Annotated in this window: 21 protein-coding genes; 6 read left to right on the top strand and 15 right to left on the bottom strand. The window is 52.3% G+C overall.

Features of this window, described 5'->3' with window-relative positions:
• Nucleotides 1-90 precede the first annotated feature (90 nt).
• The 3 genes from uvrD to CF137_RS03000 all read left to right on the top strand — a co-directional run bounded on the left by uvrD (nucleotide 91) and on the right by CF137_RS03000 (nucleotide 4,573).
• On the top strand, nucleotides 91-2,262 hold the full coding sequence (uvrD, locus tag CF137_RS02990) for a DNA helicase II (RefSeq protein ID WP_139717794.1): 2,172 nt from the start codon (nucleotides 91-93) through the stop codon (nucleotides 2,260-2,262).
• A 305-nt stretch (nucleotides 2,263-2,567) separates the two neighbouring features.
• Nucleotides 2,568-3,812, top strand: coding sequence for an AAA family ATPase (locus CF137_RS02995; RefSeq protein ID WP_139717797.1), 1,245 nt, complete (start codon nucleotides 2,568-2,570; stop codon nucleotides 3,810-3,812).
• A 2-nt stretch (nucleotides 3,813-3,814) separates the two neighbouring features.
• The gene (locus CF137_RS03000) at nucleotides 3,815-4,573 is read left to right on the top strand and encodes a hypothetical protein (RefSeq protein ID WP_139717799.1); all 759 of its coding nucleotides are present in this window, start codon (nucleotides 3,815-3,817) and stop codon (nucleotides 4,571-4,573) included.
• Between the two features lie 63 nt (nucleotides 4,574-4,636).
• Here the strand turns inward: CF137_RS03000 and CF137_RS03005 are convergent, their stop codons facing one another.
• Nucleotides 4,637-5,074 carry a DUF2846 domain-containing protein gene (locus CF137_RS03005; protein WP_124243327.1) on the bottom strand — a complete coding sequence of 146 codons (438 nt, stop codon included), beginning with the start codon at nucleotides 5,072-5,074 and terminating at the stop codon, nucleotides 4,637-4,639.
• 202 nt (nucleotides 5,075-5,276) lie between these two features.
• On the bottom strand, nucleotides 5,277-5,474 hold the full coding sequence (gene ydfZ / locus CF137_RS03010; protein ID WP_139717801.1) for a putative selenium delivery protein YdfZ: 198 nt from the start codon (nucleotides 5,472-5,474) through the stop codon (nucleotides 5,277-5,279).
• Between the two features lie 262 nt (nucleotides 5,475-5,736).
• Here ydfZ and CF137_RS03015 point away from each other — a divergent pair, with 262 nt between their 5' ends.
• Both CF137_RS03015 and CF137_RS03020 read left to right on the top strand, forming a co-directional pair.
• Complete coding sequence (locus tag CF137_RS03015) at nucleotides 5,737-5,958, top strand: hypothetical protein (protein WP_108613259.1); 222 nt, start codon at nucleotides 5,737-5,739, stop codon at nucleotides 5,956-5,958.
• Nucleotides 5,959-6,116: 158 nt separating this feature from the next.
• The gene (locus tag CF137_RS03020) at nucleotides 6,117-6,617 is read left to right on the top strand and encodes a DUF1993 domain-containing protein (RefSeq protein ID WP_139717803.1); all 501 of its coding nucleotides are present in this window, start codon (nucleotides 6,117-6,119) and stop codon (nucleotides 6,615-6,617) included.
• Between the two features lie 98 nt (nucleotides 6,618-6,715).
• Here the strand turns inward: CF137_RS03020 and CF137_RS03025 are convergent, their stop codons facing one another.
• The 6 genes from CF137_RS03025 to CF137_RS03050 form a co-directional block, all read right to left on the bottom strand.
• A complete protein-coding gene (locus CF137_RS03025) occupies nucleotides 6,716-7,228 on the bottom strand; it encodes a cupin domain-containing protein (RefSeq protein WP_139717805.1) in 513 nt (170 codons plus the stop codon).
• A 268-nt stretch (nucleotides 7,229-7,496) separates the two neighbouring features.
• The gene (locus CF137_RS03030) at nucleotides 7,497-8,162 is read right to left on the bottom strand and encodes a DUF3313 domain-containing protein (RefSeq protein ID WP_139717807.1); all 666 of its coding nucleotides are present in this window, start codon (nucleotides 8,160-8,162) and stop codon (nucleotides 7,497-7,499) included.
• A 388-nt stretch (nucleotides 8,163-8,550) separates the two neighbouring features.
• Entirely contained in the window at nucleotides 8,551-9,681 is a 1,131-nt protein-coding gene (locus CF137_RS03035; RefSeq protein ID WP_139717809.1) for an ABC transporter substrate-binding protein, read from the bottom strand.
• Nucleotides 9,682-9,738: 57 nt separating this feature from the next.
• Complete coding sequence (locus CF137_RS03040; RefSeq protein WP_139717811.1) at nucleotides 9,739-10,374, bottom strand: LysE family translocator; 636 nt, start codon at nucleotides 10,372-10,374, stop codon at nucleotides 9,739-9,741.
• A gap of 40 nt (nucleotides 10,375-10,414) precedes the next feature.
• Complete coding sequence (locus CF137_RS03045; protein ID WP_139717813.1) at nucleotides 10,415-11,236, bottom strand: helix-turn-helix transcriptional regulator; 822 nt, start codon at nucleotides 11,234-11,236, stop codon at nucleotides 10,415-10,417.
• 60 nt (nucleotides 11,237-11,296) lie between these two features.
• Nucleotides 11,297-12,013 (bottom strand): substrate-binding periplasmic protein, encoded by a 717-nt coding sequence (locus CF137_RS03050; protein WP_139717815.1) that lies wholly within the window; start codon nucleotides 12,011-12,013, stop codon nucleotides 11,297-11,299.
• A gap of 299 nt (nucleotides 12,014-12,312) precedes the next feature.
• Between CF137_RS03050 and CF137_RS03055 the strand changes: the two genes are divergently transcribed.
• Nucleotides 12,313-12,858, top strand: coding sequence for a hypothetical protein (locus CF137_RS03055; protein ID WP_139717817.1), 546 nt, complete (start codon nucleotides 12,313-12,315; stop codon nucleotides 12,856-12,858).
• Nucleotides 12,859-12,905: 47 nt separating this feature from the next.
• Here CF137_RS03055 and CF137_RS03060 read toward each other — a convergent pair whose 3' ends face one another.
• The 7 genes from CF137_RS03060 to CF137_RS03090 form a co-directional block, all read right to left on the bottom strand.
• Nucleotides 12,906-14,234 carry a 3-deoxy-D-manno-octulosonic acid transferase gene (locus CF137_RS03060; protein ID WP_240038502.1) on the bottom strand — a complete coding sequence of 443 codons (1,329 nt, stop codon included), beginning with the start codon at nucleotides 14,232-14,234 and terminating at the stop codon, nucleotides 12,906-12,908.
• Between the two features lie 144 nt (nucleotides 14,235-14,378).
• Nucleotides 14,379-15,299 carry a WavE lipopolysaccharide synthesis family protein gene (locus CF137_RS03065; RefSeq protein WP_139717820.1) on the bottom strand — a complete coding sequence of 307 codons (921 nt, stop codon included), beginning with the start codon at nucleotides 15,297-15,299 and terminating at the stop codon, nucleotides 14,379-14,381.
• The gene (locus tag CF137_RS03070) at nucleotides 15,286-16,041 is read right to left on the bottom strand and encodes a glycosyltransferase family 2 protein (RefSeq protein WP_139717822.1); all 756 of its coding nucleotides are present in this window, start codon (nucleotides 16,039-16,041) and stop codon (nucleotides 15,286-15,288) included. Before CF137_RS03070 ends, CF137_RS03065 begins: the two co-directional genes overlap by 14 nt.
• Nucleotides 16,041-17,615, bottom strand: a complete 1,575-nt coding sequence (locus CF137_RS03075; protein ID WP_139717824.1) for a capsular biosynthesis protein — start codon at nucleotides 17,613-17,615, stop codon at nucleotides 16,041-16,043. The genes CF137_RS03070 and CF137_RS03075 overlap by 1 nt, the downstream gene beginning before the upstream one ends.
• Nucleotides 17,606-17,986: an HAD hydrolase family protein gene (locus CF137_RS03080; RefSeq protein ID WP_139717826.1), complete on the bottom strand. Its 381-nt coding sequence runs from the start codon at nucleotides 17,984-17,986 to the stop codon at nucleotides 17,606-17,608. Before CF137_RS03080 ends, CF137_RS03075 begins: the two co-directional genes overlap by 10 nt.
• Nucleotides 17,967-19,208 carry an O-antigen ligase family protein gene (locus CF137_RS03085; protein WP_139717828.1) on the bottom strand — a complete coding sequence of 414 codons (1,242 nt, stop codon included), beginning with the start codon at nucleotides 19,206-19,208 and terminating at the stop codon, nucleotides 17,967-17,969. The genes CF137_RS03080 and CF137_RS03085 overlap by 20 nt, the downstream gene beginning before the upstream one ends.
• Nucleotides 19,208-19,927: a glycosyltransferase family 25 protein gene (locus CF137_RS03090; RefSeq protein WP_139717830.1), complete on the bottom strand. Its 720-nt coding sequence runs from the start codon at nucleotides 19,925-19,927 to the stop codon at nucleotides 19,208-19,210. Before CF137_RS03090 ends, CF137_RS03085 begins: the two co-directional genes overlap by 1 nt.
• Nucleotides 19,928-19,933: the final 6 nt, after the last annotated feature.

Below are 19,933 nucleotides of genomic sequence, written 5' to 3' on the forward strand. Positions count from 1 at the left end.
CCCCCATCGCGCCCCGGCCCCGAGTTTGGATTTGGTCTGACAGGGGGATGGCCGTATAATCCCCGCCTGTATAAATAAACAGGAGTGGTGATGGACGTTTCAACCCTGCTCGACGGGCTCAACGACAAACAAAGAGATGCCGTTGCGGCCCCTCGTAGCAATCTGCTGGTGCTGGCCGGTGCCGGTTCGGGCAAGACCCGGGTGCTGGTGCACCGCATTGCCTGGCTGATGCAGGTGGAACGCTGTTCACCCTTCTCCATCATCGCGGTCACCTTTACCAACAAGGCAGCGGCAGAGATGCGCGGCCGGGTCGAGAAAGTGATCGGCGACGGCGTGCGCGGCATGTGGATCGGCACCTTCCACGGCATCGCCCACCGCCTGCTGCGGGCCCACCATCTGGATGCGGGCTTGCCGCAGGATTTTCAGATCCTCGACTCCGATGACCAGTACCGGCTGATCCGCCGCGTCATCAAGGCGCTCAACCTCGATGAGAAGCACTGGGCCCCGCGCGCCGTGATGAGCTACATCAACGGCAAGAAGGACGAGGGCTTGCGCCCCGGCGACATCGATCTTTACGGCGACCCCGTCACCCGCACCTATCAAAAGATTTACCAGACCTATCAGGAGACCTGCGATCGCTCCGGTCTGGTGGATTTTGCCGAGCTGCTGCTGCGCGCCCACGAGCTGTGGCTCAACCGGCCGCACATCCTCGAGCACTACCGCGACCGCTTCCAGAACATCCTGGTGGACGAGTTTCAGGATACCAACGGCATCCAGTACGCCTGGCTGCGAATGCTGGCGGGCAGCAGCGGCAAGGTGATGATCGTCGGCGACGATGACCAGTCCATCTACGGCTGGCGCGGCGCCAAGATCGAGAATATCCAGCGCTTCCTGACCGACTATCAGGGGGCCGAGACCATCCGTCTCGAGCAGAACTACCGCTCCACCGCCAATATCCTCAAAGCCGCCAACAGCGTGATCGCCAACAACTCGGATCGGCTCGGCAAGGAGCTGTGGACCGAAGGGGCCGAGGGCGACCCGATTTCCCTCTACGCCGCCTTCAACGAGGTGGACGAAGCCCGCTTCGCGGTCGGCCGCCTCAAGGATTGGAAGGAAAAGGGCGGCTTGCTGGCTGACTGCGCCATCCTCTATCGCTCCAACGCCCAGTCACGGGTGCTGGAAGAGGCGCTGATGCAGGACGCCATGCCGTATCGCATCTACGGCGGCCTGCGCTTCTTCGAACGGCAAGAGATCAAAGACGCCATGGCCTACCTGCGGCTGATCAACAACCGTGGCGACGACGCCAGCTTCGAGCGGGTGGTCAACACTCCGACCCGCGGCATCGGCGATCGCACCCTTGAGATCCTGCGCGGCAACGCCCGGGATCAGGGGCTCAACCTCTGGCAATCGGCCAAGGGGCTGCTCAACGACAAGGTGCTGACCGGTCGCGCCGGTAACGCGGTACGCGGCTTTGTCGATCTGATCGACTCACTGGAAGAGCTGGTCGGCATGCTACCGCTGCACCAGCAGGCCGATATCGCCATCCAGCACTCCGGCCTCAAGGCGATGTATCTGGCGGAAAAAGGCGAGAAATCCCAGGCGCGGGTAGAGAACCTTGACGAACTGGTCACCGCTTGCCGTCAATACAAGCGCCCGGACGAGCTGGAGGATATGAGCGATCTCTCCGCCTTCCTCGCCCATGCGGCGCTGGAATCCGGCGAGAGTCAGGCGGACGAATATGCCGACGCGGTGCAGCTGATGACCCTGCACAGCGCCAAGGGGCTGGAGTTCCCGCTAGTGTTGCTGGTCGGCGTGGAAGAAGGAATGTTCCCCAGCCCGCAATCCACCGAGGAGTCGGGCCGTTTGGAAGAGGAAAGGCGCCTCTGTTACGTCGGCATGACCCGCGCCATGGAGAAGCTCTACATCTGTTATGCCGAGAGCCGCCGCATCTATGGCCGTGAAATGCAGCACAGCGTGAGCCGCTTTATCCGCGAGATCCCCGCCGAGTGTCTGGAAGAGATCCGGCTGCGCACTCAGGTGAGCCGACCCACCCAGTACGGCCGCTTTAGCCAGAACGAGGTGCAGCAGAGCTTCGACGCCAGCGGCATCAAGCTCGGCCAGCGGGTGCTCCATCCGAAATTCGGGGAAGGGATAGTGCTCAACTTCGAAGGGGTCGGCCAGCAGAGCCGGGTGCAGATCCAGTTCGACGAGGTCGGCGCCAAGTGGCTGGTGACGGCCTATGCCAGATTGGAAGCGCTCTGATTTTCCCGCTCTTGATGAAACCAACCCGGCTTAGGCTGGGTTGGTTCAAGTCTACATCTACAGATGTGCAATAGGGCACAATTCAACGGTATGTTCGAAGTGGTTGCTCGAATGCTAAGTTGCGCGATCGACGTCAGAATGATATTTCAGATAAATGAACCGCTCGGGAACGCACCTAGAGACGACTAATCCTCTCCTTCCAGCGATAATGCGAAGCGCCTAAAATCACAAATAAATAGTCCCACTCACATTAGCTCAAACCAAGTGGGTAAAAAACGTCAGAACCAGCACAAAAGGAACAGCAAATGCTGACCCGTTTTGAAATCGATAACTTCAAATCCTTGGTAGGGTTTAGCCTGCCCCTCTCTCGCTTTAACTGCGTGATTGGTCTCAACGGGGCAGGTAAAACCACATTGCTGCAGGCGCTCGACTTCGCCTCTCATGTGATGAGTGGTGAAGTGAGATCGTGGCTGGATGCCCGTGGCTGGTCTGCAGCAGACCTGACTAGCCGATTTGGCAACAAATCCAATATCGATCTTGCTATCGAGCTGGAAATTGAAGGTAGGAAATTGCGATGGGAGGCCACCTTCAATCGCACTCGCCTCGCTTGTACCCGTGAGACAACCAAAGTCACTAATCTGCTAAACGATGGCTCTTGGTCATACGACGGCAGCTTTCGTCTAGACGGTACTTTTTTTGAGCTAAAAAGTGGGAAATACTGGCATCGCTCCCAGACATCTAGCCCAGAGCAATGGAACGAAATCCCATTTATCTACGAAGGGTCACTCCTTTCCCAGCTAAGAATTAACCAACTTTCACCATTGTTGAGAGATCTGCGTGAAAGTATTATTTCTATTCGCTCTTTGGATTTGCTTTCCCCAGAACAACTGAGAAGAAAGACAAAGCTGACTAACTATGCCAATGACATAGGTAATGGCGGCCAGCAATTAGGTGCTTTTATTCACCAGTTGGCTATGCCAGAACGTGAACAATTGCTACAAAATTTGCAGTGCTATTACCCCCAAGTAACTAAGCTCCACACCAGCGTACTGCGCGGTGGTGCTATCAAACTAGAGTTACATGAACGTTACCAAGCTACGGACATAGATAGACAGGCGAGTCTATTTGAGACAGACATGGTCACCGAGGCTCGGCATATCAACGATGGAATGCTGCGGCTATTGGCCATTCTAGCCCAACAATTTAGCCCCTATGAATTTGTACTATTCGATGAAATCGAGAACGGTGTTAACCCTGAGATCACCGAAGCCTTGGTCGATGCATTAGTCAGTTCACCCAAGCAATTGCTAGTGACAACCCACAGCCCAATGGTGCTCAACTATTTAGAAGATGAGATTGCCAAAAAAAGTGTCGTGCTGATCTACAAGCGCCCAGACGGACTCAGCCGAGCTGTACGTTTTTTCGATGTTCCCATGGTAGCAGGACGACTCGAGTGCCTTGCACCAGGCGAATCCATGCTGGACGTCTCACTCCCCAAAGTGGCCGAAGCAGCAGAGCAAATGGCAGCACTCTCTAACAAGGGGGATTGACCATGCTGCAAACTTTATTGGTGTTTGGCGAAGGTTCAACCGATCTGGGTCGTAGTCGCAATGCTCAACCCTATGCGCAGGGAGATGACCTTGAGGTCGGACCCATATTGCGCTTGGCTCACCGCTTGCTGTTGCGTCATCTGCCAGATTGGAATGGCGATCAGTTTAATGACAACCAAGAGCACACGATACCCTCGGTATTGGTCGCCAAAGCGCACATGGCGCAAAAAACAAAAATGAGTCGAATTAAACTTCCCAGTAAAAATACCAAAACGGGCTACCTAATTCACAGCAAGCGAGCGGCTGTTCTTGGTGAATTAGCCCAGCAGATAGGAACGCCAACCCAAGCAGAACTGGCTATCTATTTTCACGATACCGATGGCACGCAGAGCGAACAACATCATCCCCAAGATCTAGTACAAGCAGTCAATGAAGGCTTTCGCGCCGCAGGTTTTTCTGGGCGAGGCGTGGCTATGGTGCCTCAGCCGACCTCAGAGGCTTGGCTGATCTGCTCGTGTAAACCTGATGCCTATCAGTATTGTGAACTGCTTGAGTCCCAGCTATCAGGCAATGATCGCTCACCAGAACGAGCACCTAAACGAGTCCTTGGCCGGTTGCTCGAGAACCCAGATTATCATCGTGGCGATCTCTGGCCGATAGTAGAGGCGATTGAGCTGGATCGGCTGGATATGCCGACGTTTAACAAATTTCGAACCGATCTCTGCCAAGCAATTGAACTCCTTTGCAGCGACCATAGGTAACCACCACTTTGACAACAGCGTAGCCAGCGAGGCTACGCTGCATTTTTAGGTGCAGATATCTGGTCACTTGACCAACTTGCTCTCCATCACCCCTTGCTTACCCTCCTCTTCACTGACCTGACTCAGCTTGGAGCGGGCCATCAGCAGGCCCATCTTGACCTCCTGCCAGACGTAGTAGTTTTTACCCGCCTCGGTGCTGAGGGTCAGAGTGGCATCGTTCTCCGACTTGGAGGTGATGGTGTGGCTACCCGGCGTCACCTGCTTGAGGATATAGCTGTGGGCCACGGTATCGCCTACGGCAGAGCCATCCACCAGCACCGGCATTTTAACGGCCGTGCCAAAGGTCTCGTTGCGATAGATATAGAGGTTGGCCGCATCCTTGGGCGCCACAAACTGCTTGGCCTGCGCGTCTGCGGTAGCATCGGCCATAGGTACAGAAGCACAACCGGAAAGCAGCGCCGCCGACAGCAGGGCAGCGCTCATCATTATTTGCCTGAACATAGTTTTTGTTTTTAGTGAGTTAACGGGAAAGAAAGGTTCGCATGGGGCTGTGCTGGCTGACAATCGCTCAAATCGATCGGGGTGTGACTCGGCTCAATTTTTCAGCATTTGGTGGGATGAAGGGGGGAGATCAGAAACCCGGCCGCCAGATGGGGCGCGGCGGCCGGGTGAATTGTAAAGAGTAGGGTGACAGAGAAAGGGATCAGCCTAGTCTAATCAACTCGATGGGCGCGTAGCGCTCTTGAGTGTTTGCCAGCAGCACGCACTTCTCATGCTCCGCCTGATAGGGGGTCATGTGGTCGGTGTGGGCCTCTTTGAGAAAATCGACTGCGCCAGTGGCGGCAATCATCACGCGCTGACCCAGGTTCAGCGCATTGCGGTTACGGTCATAGATCTTCATGTCATTCTCCTTTGCTGGTGTCCTGACGGATACGCAGACGAGTGTCCAGGACAACGACATTCAGCCTACGCCCCTGAAAAAAGGTGATTTATGTCACAGATCAAAAAAGGGGCAATGAGGGACTCGTAGGTTCAAAAAGCGAGCGCTCACGCGGCCAGCCCCCGGTTAGCCCGGTTGGGTATCGCCATCGCTGATTCCGTCTGCCGCTCTGTCATGCCAAGCTGGAGGGGAACAAAGCATAACGGCGTCGCCGGAGGGGATGATGTCACTGCTGCAACTGCTCGATGATCTGGTCGACCTTATCGAATTCATTACCGATTTTCCGCGGTTCTGGCGCATCTATGTGGGGATTTTCTGCACCTTTGCTGCCTGCGTACTGGTTGCCAAGACACAGGATTCCCCTGATGGACTGGCGTTCGTTTTCGGTGTGATCCTGGTGATTGGCATTGGCCTGACACTGCTCTGGCAGCGCGCCGCTCGCTGATCGCCACAGTCTGTCGTGTGGCGCACACCTCCCCTGCCCTTTTTGCCACCACGGGCTCGAACCTGACAGGGGATGGAGTATATTGGTGGCCGATTAGCCAGTCTCATTCACCGCGGCCACGCAAGCAGGCCGCTGTTTCAACAAGATGGAGAGTGCTCATGAATCGCGACATTACCGCCCAGTTTATCAAGATGCTGACCAACCTCGACCACTGTCTGGCCAAGGCCGAAGCCCACGCTGCGGCGAAGCAGTTCAACGTGGAGAACTTCTTCGGCGAGCGGTTGATCGTCGATATGCTGCCGCTGTCCAAGCAGGTGCTGATCTGCTGCGATTCGGCCCGCTCCGTGGTCGCCACCGCCAGCCACAGCGAGCCGCCTGTGCTGGGGGACGACCCCAAGACCATGGCGGATCTGCGCGCCCATATCGGCAAGACCATCAGTTATCTGCAGAGCAAGCTGGATTCGGACTACAGCCAGTACGCCAGCGCCCGCTACGTGCCGCACTGGGCGGGTGGCAAGGGGATGGATGGCCATACCTGCGTTCATGAGTACGGCATTCCTAACTTCTACTTCCACCTCACCATGACCTATGCCCTGCTGCGCCAGGCCGGGGTCGATCTCGGCAAGCGCGACTTTCTGGGCGGGCTCAACCTGCAATAAGCGCCGCCCACATACGGCCGCCAGATAGCAAAAGCCTGCCACGCGGCAGGCTTTTTTATGTCGGGTGGTGCAGGGCTGGTGCGCAGAAGGGCTGCGCCCTAGAAGGGACCGTTGCTCTCGCGCAGCTGGTCGGGCAGGCCGTCGTGATCACCCAACTCACGCTCGGGGACGTCATCCCAGTGCAGCTTGCCGAGGGTGATATTGCGCTCGGGGTGCACGGCATAGTGGATGCGGTTGTCCTCCCGATCGGTATCGCCGATGCAGAGCAGCCGCACCGGCTCGTTGGTGTTGTTGATAAAGGCGTGGGACAGCCCGTCACCGGCCTTGAAGCCCACCGAGTCGCCCGGTTGCAGCCGATAGAGCACCCCATCGAGCCAGACATCCGGCGTCCCTTCCAGCACGTGGACGAACTCGTCCTCGGTCTTTTCGGCGTGGGGCCAGCTGGTGCGGTGGCCGGGCTCGACGATCTCGTGGTGAATGCCGATCCGGCTAAAGCCAAAGTGTTTGCCGAGGGCGCAGCCGCGGGAAAGGGGCTCCTGACTGCCGGAGTAGTAGCGCGGCGTCTGCTCTTGCAGCTCGCTCCAGTGTTTGATGCTGGGGTGACGGGTCATAGTGGTTCCTTATGCTATGAGGATACGGTCACGGGAGGGGTCATCCTAACTGCCAGAATACGGGGGAGAAAAGCAGAAATAGGCGGCCGGTTTCACCGCTGACGGCGAGACGGCGGACTCGGCTACGGGTCGATTCCCCATTCTGCAAGGGCTGCGCGGCCATGCCAGCGGCAGCGGCGCGGACAAAAAATGCAGACAAAAAAGAGGGAGCCGCTGGCTCCCTCTCTCGATCTTGTCGGCACCTGTTTGCCGCCCTTATTTTCCACTCTTATTTACCAATATTGTCCGCCAGCTGTTTGGCACGATTGGCAGCCCACTGATCGATCATCTTCTCCATCTCCTCGGCGGTGATGGGCGAATCCTTGTGGGTGGTGTCCGGGCTTTCGCGGGCATCCATCACCCGCACCAGCAGCTTGCCGCTCTGGGAGTCGAGCAGTTGGGCCATGCTGCCCACCTTGAGCAAATAGGGCTCCTTACCGATCACTTCGCGGGTGACGTTGATGGCGATCTTGGCCGGCAGCAGATCCCGCAGTTTGGGGTCGGGACGGGTCAGGTCGAAGTTGGTGACGGCGGCCTGGATCCGCATGACTTTCGGGCCAGGGGCAGTGCCAATCTTGACGCCCTGCTTGATCAGCTCGCTCTGGAACTTGTCGTGGTAGTAGCGGCCAATCTGGTTCTGTTCGTTGGCGGTCAGCAGATACCACTGGCCATTCTCCTGCCGGATAAACTGCAGCGGATCGAGCAGCACCTCATTGTATTGGCGCAGATTAACGCCCGGCTCCTTGTAGACGCGCTGGTTGGGGTTGCTCTCGCTCGGTTGGAAGGCGCTGAGGGGGACAGTCTGCAGCGACTGCAAACTGTAGGAGACCTGATTCTTGACGGCGCAGCCACCCAGAAGGGCCGCAGCCACGACAACCATCACGACCTTTTGCATATTTGCTCCTGCATTTTACGGTTTGTTTTTGCTATGGATTTCGCACCACATGGCTGGAGAACCCGTGCTGGATGCCGCCAATAACACAGAGAAATAACCGATTCACTACCTTCCCACAAGGGACAGATCAAGATTGTTCAGCTCACATCCAAGTTGTCACAATTGCGGCACTTTTGTACAGAATCGGTGAGAGTGTGGGCGGTGATCTGGCGGGGGTCGGTTGTTTAATCCGGCTACATGGGGCTGCGGTGGGCTTTCTGTTTTTTCAAACGATGCGGGCCCGTAGGCGGCGTGAGTTGCACGGGGAAATACTTCAGAACGGGCGATGACCGATCACCAGCCATCCTGCGCAAACGGGCCTGCCGCCGGACAAGCGGCAGGCCACAAATCAGTTATCCAGATCCCAGGGGCACTGCTTGACCAACTCCCCTTTGCCGCTGGCGACGATCGCCTGCTGCACCATCCGCTTGTAGCGATTCTTGATATGGGCGGGCAGCGCGGGCACCAGCAGCCGCTCGTCAAACTCCGGCAGCGGGCGATCCGGCAGCACCGCTTGCTCCTGCGGGCTGAGGGGCGGCCGGGAGGCAATATTGCTGGCCGAGATGGTGGGCGTGCCCACCAGCATCTGGCGCTGCAACGGGGCGCTCAGCAGAAAATCCACCAGCAGGTAAGCGGCCTTGAGCCGTGCGGGATCATCGCCAACATGGCGGGCGATGGAGAGCGCATCAAGGGCATAGATGGCCCCCTCCTGCACCATGGCGATCCGCCACTGCTGGTCGTTCTGCTGGTTGCACGCCACCAGCTCCAACCCCCAGGTGGTGGCAAACTTCTGCTGACTCAGATCCTCACAGCGATTGGCCTGATTGAACCAGAAGCCGCGACTGGCTTGCAGCCGTTTCGACAGCTGCAGCTCCACCTCCTGCTGCAACTTTTTGTCGGCCAGCATCTCGCCGCTGGCAAACAGGGCGGGCGACTTGCCAAGGGAGAGCAGCACCGAGAACAGCAGCGGCTCGAACTGGTCGCAGAACTCGGCAAACTGGCCCGGCGGCGCACTGTTGGCGAGCACCTGCCAACTGGTGGGCGCCTGCGCCACCTGCTTGCTGTCGTAGGCGAGGCTGAACATGGCGTAGGAGAAGGGCACCGAGTAGTTGCGCTCCCCCTGCTTGTCATACTCGGTGTTCTTGAGGGCGGGCTTCACCTCGGCGTAGTGCTGCAGGCGGCTGAAATCGATGGGGAGCAGCAGCTTGAACAACGGCTGGTGATGGGCCTTGTAGAAGTAGCTGGTCGGCAGCACCACATCGGCGCTGCGGGTGCGCAGGGCGCGGTAGACGCTGTCGAAATCGGTCAGCAACGGCTCGATCCGGCTGACCGTTGCCGCCACCCCATGGGCCTTGGCGTAGTCGGCAAACTGCTGTTCGTAGCCTGCGGGCAGATAGCCCCATTCAAGCAATTTGAGCTGAACCGGGGCCGCCAACGCCGGGGTCACCCCCAGCAACCAGCAAAGAGGCAGTAGACGCATGGCCAAACACTCCTGACAGGTAAACCTTGTTGGAGTATAGGCCCCTGCGCCGACTCGTCAGGCCACCAGCTCGGCCCCCATGCTCACCAGAATGGAGAGACTGACCAGCGCAAACAGCACGCCGGTCACCAGATTGAGCGGCCGCTGCACCCGCAGCAACAGGCGCTGGGCGCGATCGGTAGAGAGGCTCCACGCCAGCAGGCCGAACCAGCAGAGGGAGATGATGAAGAGCTCGCCCACCAGCAGGCTGCGGGTCACTCCATCCACCTCTGGCGTCACCATGGCCGCCAGCAGACCGATAAAGAACACCAGCGCCTTGGGGTTGAGCAGATTGGTGGCGAGGCCAGTGCGCACGCCCTTGCCCCAGCCGCGCAGCTCGTTGGCGGCGCTGGCCATGACGGTGCTGCTCTGCTGGCGAGCCGCCATCAGGGCGCCCCACCCCAGCCAGCCCAGATAGAGGGCGCCACAGCACTTGATCACCATAAACAGCAGCGGGTGGCTGGCGATCAGCATGCTGATCCCGGTCAGGCTCAGGGTGGCGTGCACCATGATCGCCAGCGAGATGCCCAGCGCCGCGCCAAGGGCGGTCGGCCGGTGCAGGCTGGTGCGCAGGATCAGGGCAAAATCGGGGCCTGGGCTGGCCAGTGCAATCAGGTGCATCAGGCCGAGGGTAACGAACAGACTGGTCAACATAACAACTCTCGCTTTAACAACGGAGAGCCAGCATGGCGGATCAGCGGGGGCTGCGGCTTGTAAAAGATTGCATCTGGGCACGAAATTCGGCGGGCGTCAGGCCAAAAGCCTGCCGAAAGCCGTGGTGGAAGTGACTCTGATCGAAGAAGCCGACCGCCAGCGCCACCTCGCTCACCGCCATGCCGCTCGCCAGCAGCCGCTTGCCCTGCTCCAGCCGCAGCCGTTTCAACCAGGCGTAGGGGGTCATGCCGCTGCGCTTCTTGAACTGGCGCAAAAAGGCGAAACGGTCGAGCCCGAGCAAGCCCGCCAGCTCCTCCAGCGAGTGGGGCTCGTCGAGAGCAGCCATCAAGTAGTCGCGCAAGAATCGCAACTGAGGATCGGCCAGCTGGTGTACCTCGGGGGCCAGATGCAGCAGCTCCCCCAGCAGGGCCAGCAGCTGGCTCTCGATCAACAGGCCATCGACCTTGGGGTTGTCGAGATAGCCGTGCAGTTGGGCAAAGCCCTGATAGAGGTCGGGGCGGCTCTGCAATCCCTTGTCGAAGAAGGGTTCCGGCTGCTCCGGCAGCCAAAGCGCCAGCTGCTGCGGATCGATGGCGAAGACCCGCACCTCATACCCTTCTGGCAGCAGGCTGAGGCCGTCGTGCACCTCATCCGGATTGACGGTAGAGAGCACCCCGCGCACCAGATGGTGACTGTTTCCCTTGTGGATAAACTTCTGGCCACCCCGCTGCACCAGCCCGATATGGTAGTCGAGATGGACATGGCGGCCGTAGCTGAACGCCCTGTGGTGGGAGTGCGACAGCTCCACCCCCGGCAGGTGCGGGGATTGCCAGTAGCGGATGAGGGAATCGGTAGTATTCATGGGTTATAGATACACCAGCAGCGGGCCTTGGGCTTGTAGATTATTGCACACAGCACCCGCTCAACGCCCCCACAGCCGCGGGGTCGACTCCACCAGCGAGGCGAGCGGCACCCGCTCCACCACCTGGCGCATGCGCTGCGCCAGCTCGGGGTTGGCATCCCCCAGCGACTTGGTCAACACGATATGCACCTGCAGCGGGGTGACCGGCAGGTAGATCAGGCGAGTTGCCGCAGGGAGCTTGGCGCGAAAATGGTTGGCGGAAATATCGTTGGAGAAGAGCGCGGCATCAATCCGCCCGCGCAGCAACTTCTGCATGTTGCCATGCTCCCAGCTGAGCTGGGAGAGGGTGTCGATATGGATCTGCGGATGCTGCAATAGCGGCGGCACGATCGCCTGACTCGACCAGCCGATGGTGGTGCCGTAGAGATCTTCCTGCCGCTCGACCGAGTGAAGTCGCGATGGCCCCAGTACCACCAGCACCGGCCGCAGCAGCAACAGGTGGGGGTCGATATAGCGGAAGTGACGGGCACGCTCGGGACTGTAACTCAGCAGCGGGGTCAGATCGCACTCGCCGCTCTCGAGGTTACTGAGCAGCCGCGCCACATTGAGCCCCTGCCACTCGATGGTGCGCCCGATCACGGGTTCGATGTGGCGGCGAAAGTAGTCGATCACCGGCCCGGAGACCTTGCCCTGCTGATCGATGGTGACCAGCGGTGCCAGCTGGAAGACACATCCCCGCAGTGGCGCATTGGCCGCCACGGCTTGGCTGATAGTCATAAAAGGAAGTAGAAGTGCCGATAGCAGTAATAACAAACCCATACCCGAACGAGAGATGCCCATAAGTGCTGACCCGATACCCCGATAGCCATCAGCATGGCACAAGGCAAAGGGGCGGGCTATCCCCTCCCGCCGTTCAGCAGCCCCTTGTGGCCCCTATTTCTATTACCATCAACCACCCGTTTTATTGCGCTAAAAATCAATAAAGCCGCTGCTTTGATGGATTTTGGGGTCTTGAGATATAGTGCTGACCCATTCATCAAACCGACGGGTGATCGCCCCGCCGGACAGGTAGATTCATGAGACTGTTTTTGCTGTTGTTGTCGTTGTTCGCTACGACCGTAAGTTCTGATGAAAAGCCCCGCCTGCCCTATTTCGACTGGGGACGCTGCCCGTTTGAAGGTTGTACCTATCAGGCATGGACCACCAAGCAAGAGGTGATCGTCAGAGCCGAGCCATCTTCTACTGCCAGGGAGCTGTTCCGGCTGCCCCGTGGCCAACAGGTAGAAGGGGTGACCGGGGTCGTCATTACCGAAAAAGCGGGGATCGTCGAGATACTCAGACCGGTCAAACTGGGCTACAGCAAGGAGGGGAAAGGGCCGCTGTTTAACATGAAGGCAGGAGAAAAAATTTATCTCCTCGGCTGGGTGGGCGAAGGCGAAGGCGATGGCCTGTTCTGGTACAAGGGCAAAACCTACATCCTCGATTACGACTATGCGCGCAAAGAGGTCAGATACGGCCCGTCACCGCAGAACCAGTGGTGGGTAAAAATTCGGGACCAGCAAGGGCGTGAGGGTTGGGTTGCCGAAGCCAAAAACTTCGCCCATATGGATCGTTTCGAATAGCGACCGACAGCCAGCCCCCCAAGATCGGGGGGCTGGCTGGGGATGACTCACTGCCCGGGTTGCAGCTTCATCTCTTGCAGATACTCCAGCACCTGGGTTTTGTAGTCCGCCTGATAGGAGAACTTGGTGCTGTCGCAGGCCGCAATCAGGTTAACTGCGGTGCAGAACAGGGTGGCCGCCAGCAGCCCCTTGCCGACCCACTGCGGGTAACGGCGACTCCAGCGCACCAGCAGCAGCAGGGTCGGGAACAGGGCGTAGGGGAAAATCAGCATCAGGTGCCAGTAGTTGAAAGTGATGGGCGAGAGCGCCGCACTCACCAGCACCGCCAGCACTGCCGCCAGCGCATAGAGGCCGAGCCAGCTCTCGCCATCCACTTCGGCACGATCACTGCGCAGCAAGCGTGGTTTGAGATCGCGCCACAGCTGCCAGTTGGCCTTGGCCGCCAGCAATACGGTCGCCGAGCCCACCCCGTAGATCACCACCCGCCACAGCCAGACCGCCGCCAACTGCAGATATTCGTGGCCCGCCAGCCAGATAAACTGGGTGTCGTTGACCAGCTTGCTGGCAAACAGCCAGGAGCCGTAACGCAGCCAATAGAGCACCGACTTCAACACCGGATAGACATGCACCAGCCCCCAGCCGATATAGCGCTGACGCGCTTCGGGATCGGCTTGCTGCGTGATCGCAGTGTTACTTATCGCCTCCAACATATACGGGATCAACGAGGCACCGATCAACAGGGCAGCCACCACCACCCCGCTCCAGCTCACTTTGAGAATGCGGCGCCAGAACAGATAAGTAGACATCACCGCCAGCAGCGGCCAGGAGTAGTGCAACTGCATCGCCATGCCGATGGCCAACAGGTGAACAATCATGTGCCAGAAGGAGGCCCGCTCGCGCATATGCCAGGCCGACCAGCAGTGCATGGCGGAGAAGAGGAACAGATAAGAGGGGTTGTAGAGCAGACTTTCGTACTGGAACCAGGGGTTGAGCCAGCAGAGCACCAGAAACAGCAACCGCACAACATTGCTATTCAATACATTGCCATTCAATCCACGGTCATCAAACACCTGGCGGATCACCGCATCAAACAGCAGGAAACCGACCAACCGCATCGCCAACAGCAGCAGCATGGGCGCATAAGGTGAATCCCACAGCAGCAGCGGCCCGCCAATCAGCCAGGCCGACAAACTCCCCGGCACATTACCCACCGCACTCGCCGCATTGCCATAACTAAGCCAGACCCCCTCATAAGCACCAAGATAACCCTTGTAGAGCATCTGGGTCTGATCGCCTGCCACTATTTGTGACAGAAAAAATAATGTAGATATCCCAATGCCAAGCAACAACGCCAGACCGTAGTTGACTTTCACCATATTATTCTCACACATCCATTCAATTGTTCGACCCTCTAGAAAATCTAGTGTAGTAACGAGCCAGAACATAATACTTTAAATAAAAACTGCAGCTTAATCCATTAATAAAAACTGCCGAATGAAGAATTTCGTAATATTATGTATCTAGCCTCGAATCCCTCTCAATATCAGCCCAGACACTTCTTTATATTTTCTGTATAATCGCTTGGCATCAAATGGCCTTCCTTTCAAACCGACAAGATATAGCCAATCACGCAAGTCTAACTCCAATGAAAGATTACCCCGCTTATAGAATCTATCGGTTACATCCAGAGATAACTTTTCTGGCGTGGCAACGATAATGTTATTCGCAATAAAACTTGGCCAGAATTCGCACCCTAGGCCGGCATCATCATTAGCCTTATTGTTGATCTTCAACTTCTTACCCATCAAGATGGAAAGCCAGTGCAGCAAAAAATATTGCTCCGTAGCCGGATAACGCTCTTTAAATCCAGATTTTAAGCAAAAATGTAGCTGATCCAATTTTTTCTCTGGCCATATTTTTAGCAGATCTTTTGTCAGGCCAAAATCAAAGAGGTCACTTTTATGAAAAAATACAGGCTTGCCATAATGTGATGAAATAAAAAATGCACTGCTGGTGATGACTCGGTTGTCTAAATAGCAGAACTCTCTATCCCGCTCAATATGTGCATATTTCTGGTATAACTCCAAAAATCCACGCCCAGTAATAACATTATCACTGCGAATTTTAACTGCATAGGGAGTTGTCACCATAGCTAATCCCATATGCACACCATGCAGCTGTCTGTTATTATTCAATTTGACAACTTTATCATCGTTTCTTATTTCGTTTTGACCTGGATCATCCAATAGCAATAATTGATCTAAGTCTAGGCCGTCAATACACTGACCTTTCCATGTTGATAATATAATTTTCGATTCAGGAAAATGTATTCTGATAGACTTCAGACATTGTTGTGTGATGCCATCCGCTTGATGTCGACCACTAGTAGTTTGAACTGGCCCCTGCACCACAAATGTTATATCGCGATCATTTATCTTCATTTGTTACCTCCTGGTCGAGGAAATCAAGATATTCCTTTGGGACACCGCAGAAGATAACATCACTCCGCTCAATCAAATGGTAATGTATTTTCTTACCATCATGGATCATCAAGTTGTATAATGGTGCAATATACAATTCACCCTTATCCCATTTAGACTCAGGTAAGGCAGAGTACTTGTTATATGCATCAAGATAATCCATATAATTTGCAAAGTAATACAAACCGGTACTGCAAAGGTCTGAAATTTTCATTTTTTCAGCAGTCTGAATAACTTCCGTACTATCAGCTTTTAATGGCTTTGCAAACGACCAATTATCGCCATCACCTTGAAATACCTCTAAATACCCATCACAATACGCAGTGACATCTGGAAATGTAAAATTATTACGGAAGGAGTCTATATTAAATATGGTGACAGAACCTTGGTATTGAACATGATTTTTTATATAATCAAGCAGTCCCATCGCTACCGTCTCAGCTTGCCCCCTTGTTTCTTCTGCAAGCGTAGAAATGAAGAACTGTTTTATCCCCATCTTAGTAGCCATTTCTTTTACAAAATTTTCAGTATTGTAAACATCACGAACAATAAACAAAAATGGCGTATCTTCAAAATACATATGAAAGCTATTAACTGAGTGTTCAAATAGCGTAGCACCATGTGCAGACAACATGTATTTAGGCTTATCATAGCCGGCTTTAAAAAAGCGAGAACTCATTCCTGCCATTGGAATAACAATCATCAATTAGGTCCCTTCAATATATGGAATAAACGGAAAGCATTTGCGAATAGTGCATTCTGCCGTTTTTTACAATCAGCATGAAGTGGTAACATAGACAAAAATAGATGTATTTGCATCGCAAAAAGAGTTTCAGGCCGGATACCAAACACCGAAAAAACGCGAGACATGTAATAAGATTGAATGTCCTCTACATTATTACTGGCATTGATTTTAAAGTCTATTTCCCCTGCAGATATGTTTACATCATAATAACCAGCGATAATCCAATCATACAAACCAAGAATAGAATGACTAAGCTTGGCAATGTCATATGAAACATCTCCATATATCGTCATTTCACCGCTAGCAGTAATGCCTCGAGGATCGATTACTTTTATTTTTTGTGCACGAAAATCATATAATATATTACTGAAGCAGAAGTCTCCATGCAGGACAGATGCTAACTCGCAATCTTTTGGCAAATACACACTACATGTATCTAATAAATCCTGAATGGATACAGGCTGAAAATCATTATATTTCCAATGTTCATTCAGTGATATATTTTTTGACTGGCAATAATCATTGATACGACTCAATGTTTTCGCCCCAAATAACTCGCTCACTTGATTAGCAGGCTGTTTTTCAGTATTTTTAACTCGTTGACAATCCAATAGAAAATCTAGGCAATTATTAATTATTGGTTTCCAGCAAAAGCTGGGTAACGCAGAGAAGACATAAACCTCATTTAACGCTGTATTGTGCAAATACTCTAGCCGATACGTAGCGCTACCATCATTTTTTGATGAACCCAAGAACTGAGGTATGTATCCACGTAAAGAAAAAGGAAGCTTTTCAAACCACTCCGCCTCGGCCATAATTTTTACATTATGGACGCTAGATTTTTCAATAAAATATGGCGTAATTACAATCTCATTGAATGCACGTTGTGTGGTAAATTCAGCCTTTGACCTGTAGTAGGTATTTACATGCCCAAAATCCAACCACCCATCTGATTTAACTACATTTAACCTAACTTTATGATGATACCTATTTAACCCTTCGAGAAAACTCCAATTACATTGAGTAATACACCGAATCAGTTCCCTAGCATCCTGGAACTTGAAATATCCGTCTATTATCAGCCCTTCAACATCGCGATTTTCATCTTCAATCCAATTAATATTCTCATGTTCTAGAGTTGCCCAATTATAATAATACTCCGTCTTTGAAACGCTAACTATATTCTCCCCTGTAGGGAGTCGGCCAAATAACGTGTCGCCATAAAGAACATGTAGAGAACTCCCCTGGCGGTACTCGCTCAAATTAACCGCAGCAACAAGAGAAGCGCCAAGGCTAAGTCCGACAGGAATGTAAATGACCTTAACCCCCTGTTCAGTCAACCATGCAAGATCACTATCTGATAATCTGTAACTTTCTGGAACAGACAAACAAACATCCGTGCCACTCGGGGCCAGCGCCACTTGATGTTTGAATAAACGACGATTACCCAGTGGCAAAAAACTGGGTGGGATTTTCCCGAATTCAGCCTCTAGATCTTGATTCACATACGCCGCAGACATGATCAGGAACATATTTTTTCCTTTTCAAGCAATGTATTGATCTCGTCTAGCGAGAGTGTGGCAAATTCAGATGGTCTAATAGCACGATCATCGATATAAAAACCTGACTTACCACACCAAGGCTTACCGACAATAACCTCATCATATGGAACCTGGTGAGCATCAAGCCACTCTGTAATGATGGGTAATGTGTGGATATTTATCTTCCCAACATTACCATCAAAGGTTCTCATATTTCTAGCAGTAAATATAACTATTTCAAATCCTTTTTTTTTGTAATATTTAAGTGCCTCAATGACATCCATTCTCGGCAAGACCCTCTTATAATCTGACGTGTTTGCTTGTGTTAATGTACCATCTAAATCAATGATCAACCGCATCATCTTTTCCCTTAGAGATTTCACATGCATAGTTTTCTTTGTGTTTTCTAGATAAAAGAATTGCTGCCGGATACAATAATATAATATATATTAACCCTGTATGCATAAATGGTACATCTGTCAACCCTGCAAGAATAAGCAAAATACTTATACCAATAAAGGAAGACCTAAAATCAGTTCGTACTCTATGAATAAGGATAATTGGTGACATAGAGATCATAATTACCAATATAATACCGATAATACCATAACGAACATAGCTATCTAATAGCTGATTATGAAAGTGGGAATCTTTAAAAGTAAGGGCCGTACTTGTTATAAAGCCTTTCTGATATTGTAACTCCATCTCTTTTTTAGATTGTACAGTTCCCAGTCCAGTCAATGGATGTAATTTTATCATTTCTATAGCGGAGCGCCATAATTGGAGTCTGATACCTATGGATGTGTCATAATTTCCATTAGTAATTTCTTGAAATTCAACTTTTGTGTGTTGAACCCTACGGTCGACATTTATAGATGAAGACATAAAAAGACCACTTACTAAAAATGCAATACATAGTATTCCTGCATGTTTAACCTTAAAACGCGTTATGTAATTAAATAAATAAAAAACACTAACGCCTATAATAGCTAACCAAACTCCACGAACATCACTCATGATAATTGCATATATGGAACCCGCAGTTGATAAAACTGCCATTAGCTTTACAAATTTTGACTGAGATACAAAATATACATTGACAGTAACCAAGCAGGTTATCGTTACATAGGTTGCAAATGGAATCTGATTAATCACTCCACCAACCGCAATAACACCAAGAGACTCACGTTCATATATTGAAAAACCACCAGCTGTGATGCCGCCCAAAATAATTGATAACAATACCAGATTTTTGTTTATTTTCCCCCAAGGGACAACAAGAACATATATTAACGAAACCAATATAGTACGAGCGGTGCCAAAGGATTCCCCTCTAAATATTGAAAATAAAAAAAATAAAGCCGCGACTACCAACCAATACGATAAGATTTTTCTCACATCAAAGTCTGAAATATTGTTTTTTACCACATCCCTTGATTTAATCACTGTAATAAATAACATTACAACCACCAATCTGGAAATATAATGTTTCCCTTCCCATGTATTAAATGACAGACATGAAACGACTATTAATGGAAGAACATAGTAAATATTAACATACCAATTAAGTGGTTTATCACTCATTATAAATGCTCTCTTGTATTGTTTTTATAAGCTAACTTCAATCTTATTTTTTTATAAAGTGAATATATTTCCCTAGTCGGTTTTCTATACCACTTAGCTTTGTCGGAACCGAGTTGAACTGTTGTTGGAGAATAATAGTCTGGAGCAACGAGTGCGGGAGATAAAACAAATGACTGCATACCATGCAAATATGATAATCCAATAAAGCAATCAACAGGAAGTGACCACCGATGCTTGATGAGTTTCGCCGCGGCTAAAGGTGATATTGCATATCCAACGGCCCCACCAAAGTTATCTTCCATCAATGATACTGAGTACCCCTCCCCATTTTCAACAGGATGAAGCTGTCCTCTTATAGCATCTTGTAGTCTAATAAAGTCATATTTAAAAACAAGTTCACTGATGTCTCCAAAATGCTTTTTGAATGTCTCTAAAATTATACAGTCATCTTCTAAAATAATGAACGGCTCATTTTTTTCAAGACACTTAACCCACAACATATAATGACTTGCATAGCACCCCATTTCTCCTTTTGTTGGCATTTTCCCACTGGTAAACCACAAGCACTTTTTATAGTCATAATCTGAAAATAATGGATGCCCAAGCTGGCCATCTACTGCATCAAAAAAATTGAACTCAACACCATGTGATGTCATATGTTCCATTATTTTCTGACGACGCTCATATGAGCGTTTAAGACTGATGATATAAATATTCATACATAA

It is taken from the genome of Aeromonas sobria (assembly GCF_006243315.1).
GTDB classification, from domain to species: Bacteria; Pseudomonadota; Gammaproteobacteria; order Enterobacterales; family Aeromonadaceae; genus Aeromonas; species Aeromonas sobria_A.

What these genes read in the sequence shown, in the direction of transcription:
- uvrD (WP_139717794.1), top strand. Translation starts at nt 91, where the DNA reads ATGGACGTTTCAACCCTGCTCGACGGGCTCAACGACAAACAAAGAGAT.
- CF137_RS02995 (WP_139717797.1), top strand. Translation starts at nt 2,568, where the DNA reads ATGCTGACCCGTTTTGAAATCGATAACTTCAAATCCTTGGTAGGGTTT.
- CF137_RS03000 (WP_139717799.1), top strand. Translation starts at nt 3,815, where the DNA reads ATGCTGCAAACTTTATTGGTGTTTGGCGAAGGTTCAACCGATCTGGGT.
- CF137_RS03005 (WP_124243327.1), bottom strand. Translation starts at nt 5,074, where the DNA reads ATGTTCAGGCAAATAATGATGAGCGCTGCCCTGCTGTCGGCGGCGCTG.
- ydfZ (WP_139717801.1), bottom strand. Translation starts at nt 5,474, where the DNA reads ATGAAGATCTATGACCGTAACCGCAATGCGCTGAACCTGGGTCAGCGC.
- CF137_RS03015 (WP_108613259.1), top strand. Translation starts at nt 5,737, where the DNA reads ATGTCACTGCTGCAACTGCTCGATGATCTGGTCGACCTTATCGAATTC.
- CF137_RS03020 (WP_139717803.1), top strand. Translation starts at nt 6,117, where the DNA reads ATGAATCGCGACATTACCGCCCAGTTTATCAAGATGCTGACCAACCTC.
- CF137_RS03025 (WP_139717805.1), bottom strand. Translation starts at nt 7,228, where the DNA reads ATGACCCGTCACCCCAGCATCAAACACTGGAGCGAGCTGCAAGAGCAG.
- CF137_RS03030 (WP_139717807.1), bottom strand. Translation starts at nt 8,162, where the DNA reads ATGCAAAAGGTCGTGATGGTTGTCGTGGCTGCGGCCCTTCTGGGTGGC.
- CF137_RS03035 (WP_139717809.1), bottom strand. Translation starts at nt 9,681, where the DNA reads ATGCGTCTACTGCCTCTTTGCTGGTTGCTGGGGGTGACCCCGGCGTTG.
- CF137_RS03040 (WP_139717811.1), bottom strand. Translation starts at nt 10,374, where the DNA reads ATGTTGACCAGTCTGTTCGTTACCCTCGGCCTGATGCACCTGATTGCA.
- CF137_RS03045 (WP_139717813.1), bottom strand. Translation starts at nt 11,236, where the DNA reads ATGAATACTACCGATTCCCTCATCCGCTACTGGCAATCCCCGCACCTG.
- CF137_RS03050 (WP_139717815.1), bottom strand. Translation starts at nt 12,013, where the DNA reads ATGACTATCAGCCAAGCCGTGGCGGCCAATGCGCCACTGCGGGGATGT.
- CF137_RS03055 (WP_139717817.1), top strand. Translation starts at nt 12,313, where the DNA reads ATGAGACTGTTTTTGCTGTTGTTGTCGTTGTTCGCTACGACCGTAAGT.
- CF137_RS03060 (WP_240038502.1), bottom strand. Translation starts at nt 14,234, where the DNA reads ATGGTGAAAGTCAACTACGGTCTGGCGTTGTTGCTTGGCATTGGGATA.
- CF137_RS03065 (WP_139717820.1), bottom strand. Translation starts at nt 15,299, where the DNA reads ATGAAGATAAATGATCGCGATATAACATTTGTGGTGCAGGGGCCAGTT.
- CF137_RS03070 (WP_139717822.1), bottom strand. Translation starts at nt 16,041, where the DNA reads ATGATTGTTATTCCAATGGCAGGAATGAGTTCTCGCTTTTTTAAAGCC.
- CF137_RS03075 (WP_139717824.1), bottom strand. Translation starts at nt 17,615, where the DNA reads ATGTTCCTGATCATGTCTGCGGCGTATGTGAATCAAGATCTAGAGGCT.
- CF137_RS03080 (WP_139717826.1), bottom strand. Translation starts at nt 17,986, where the DNA reads ATGATGCGGTTGATCATTGATTTAGATGGTACATTAACACAAGCAAAC.
- CF137_RS03085 (WP_139717828.1), bottom strand. Translation starts at nt 19,208, where the DNA reads ATGAGTGATAAACCACTTAATTGGTATGTTAATATTTACTATGTTCTT.
- CF137_RS03090 (WP_139717830.1), bottom strand. Translation starts at nt 19,927, where the DNA reads ATGAATATTTATATCATCAGTCTTAAACGCTCATATGAGCGTCGTCAG.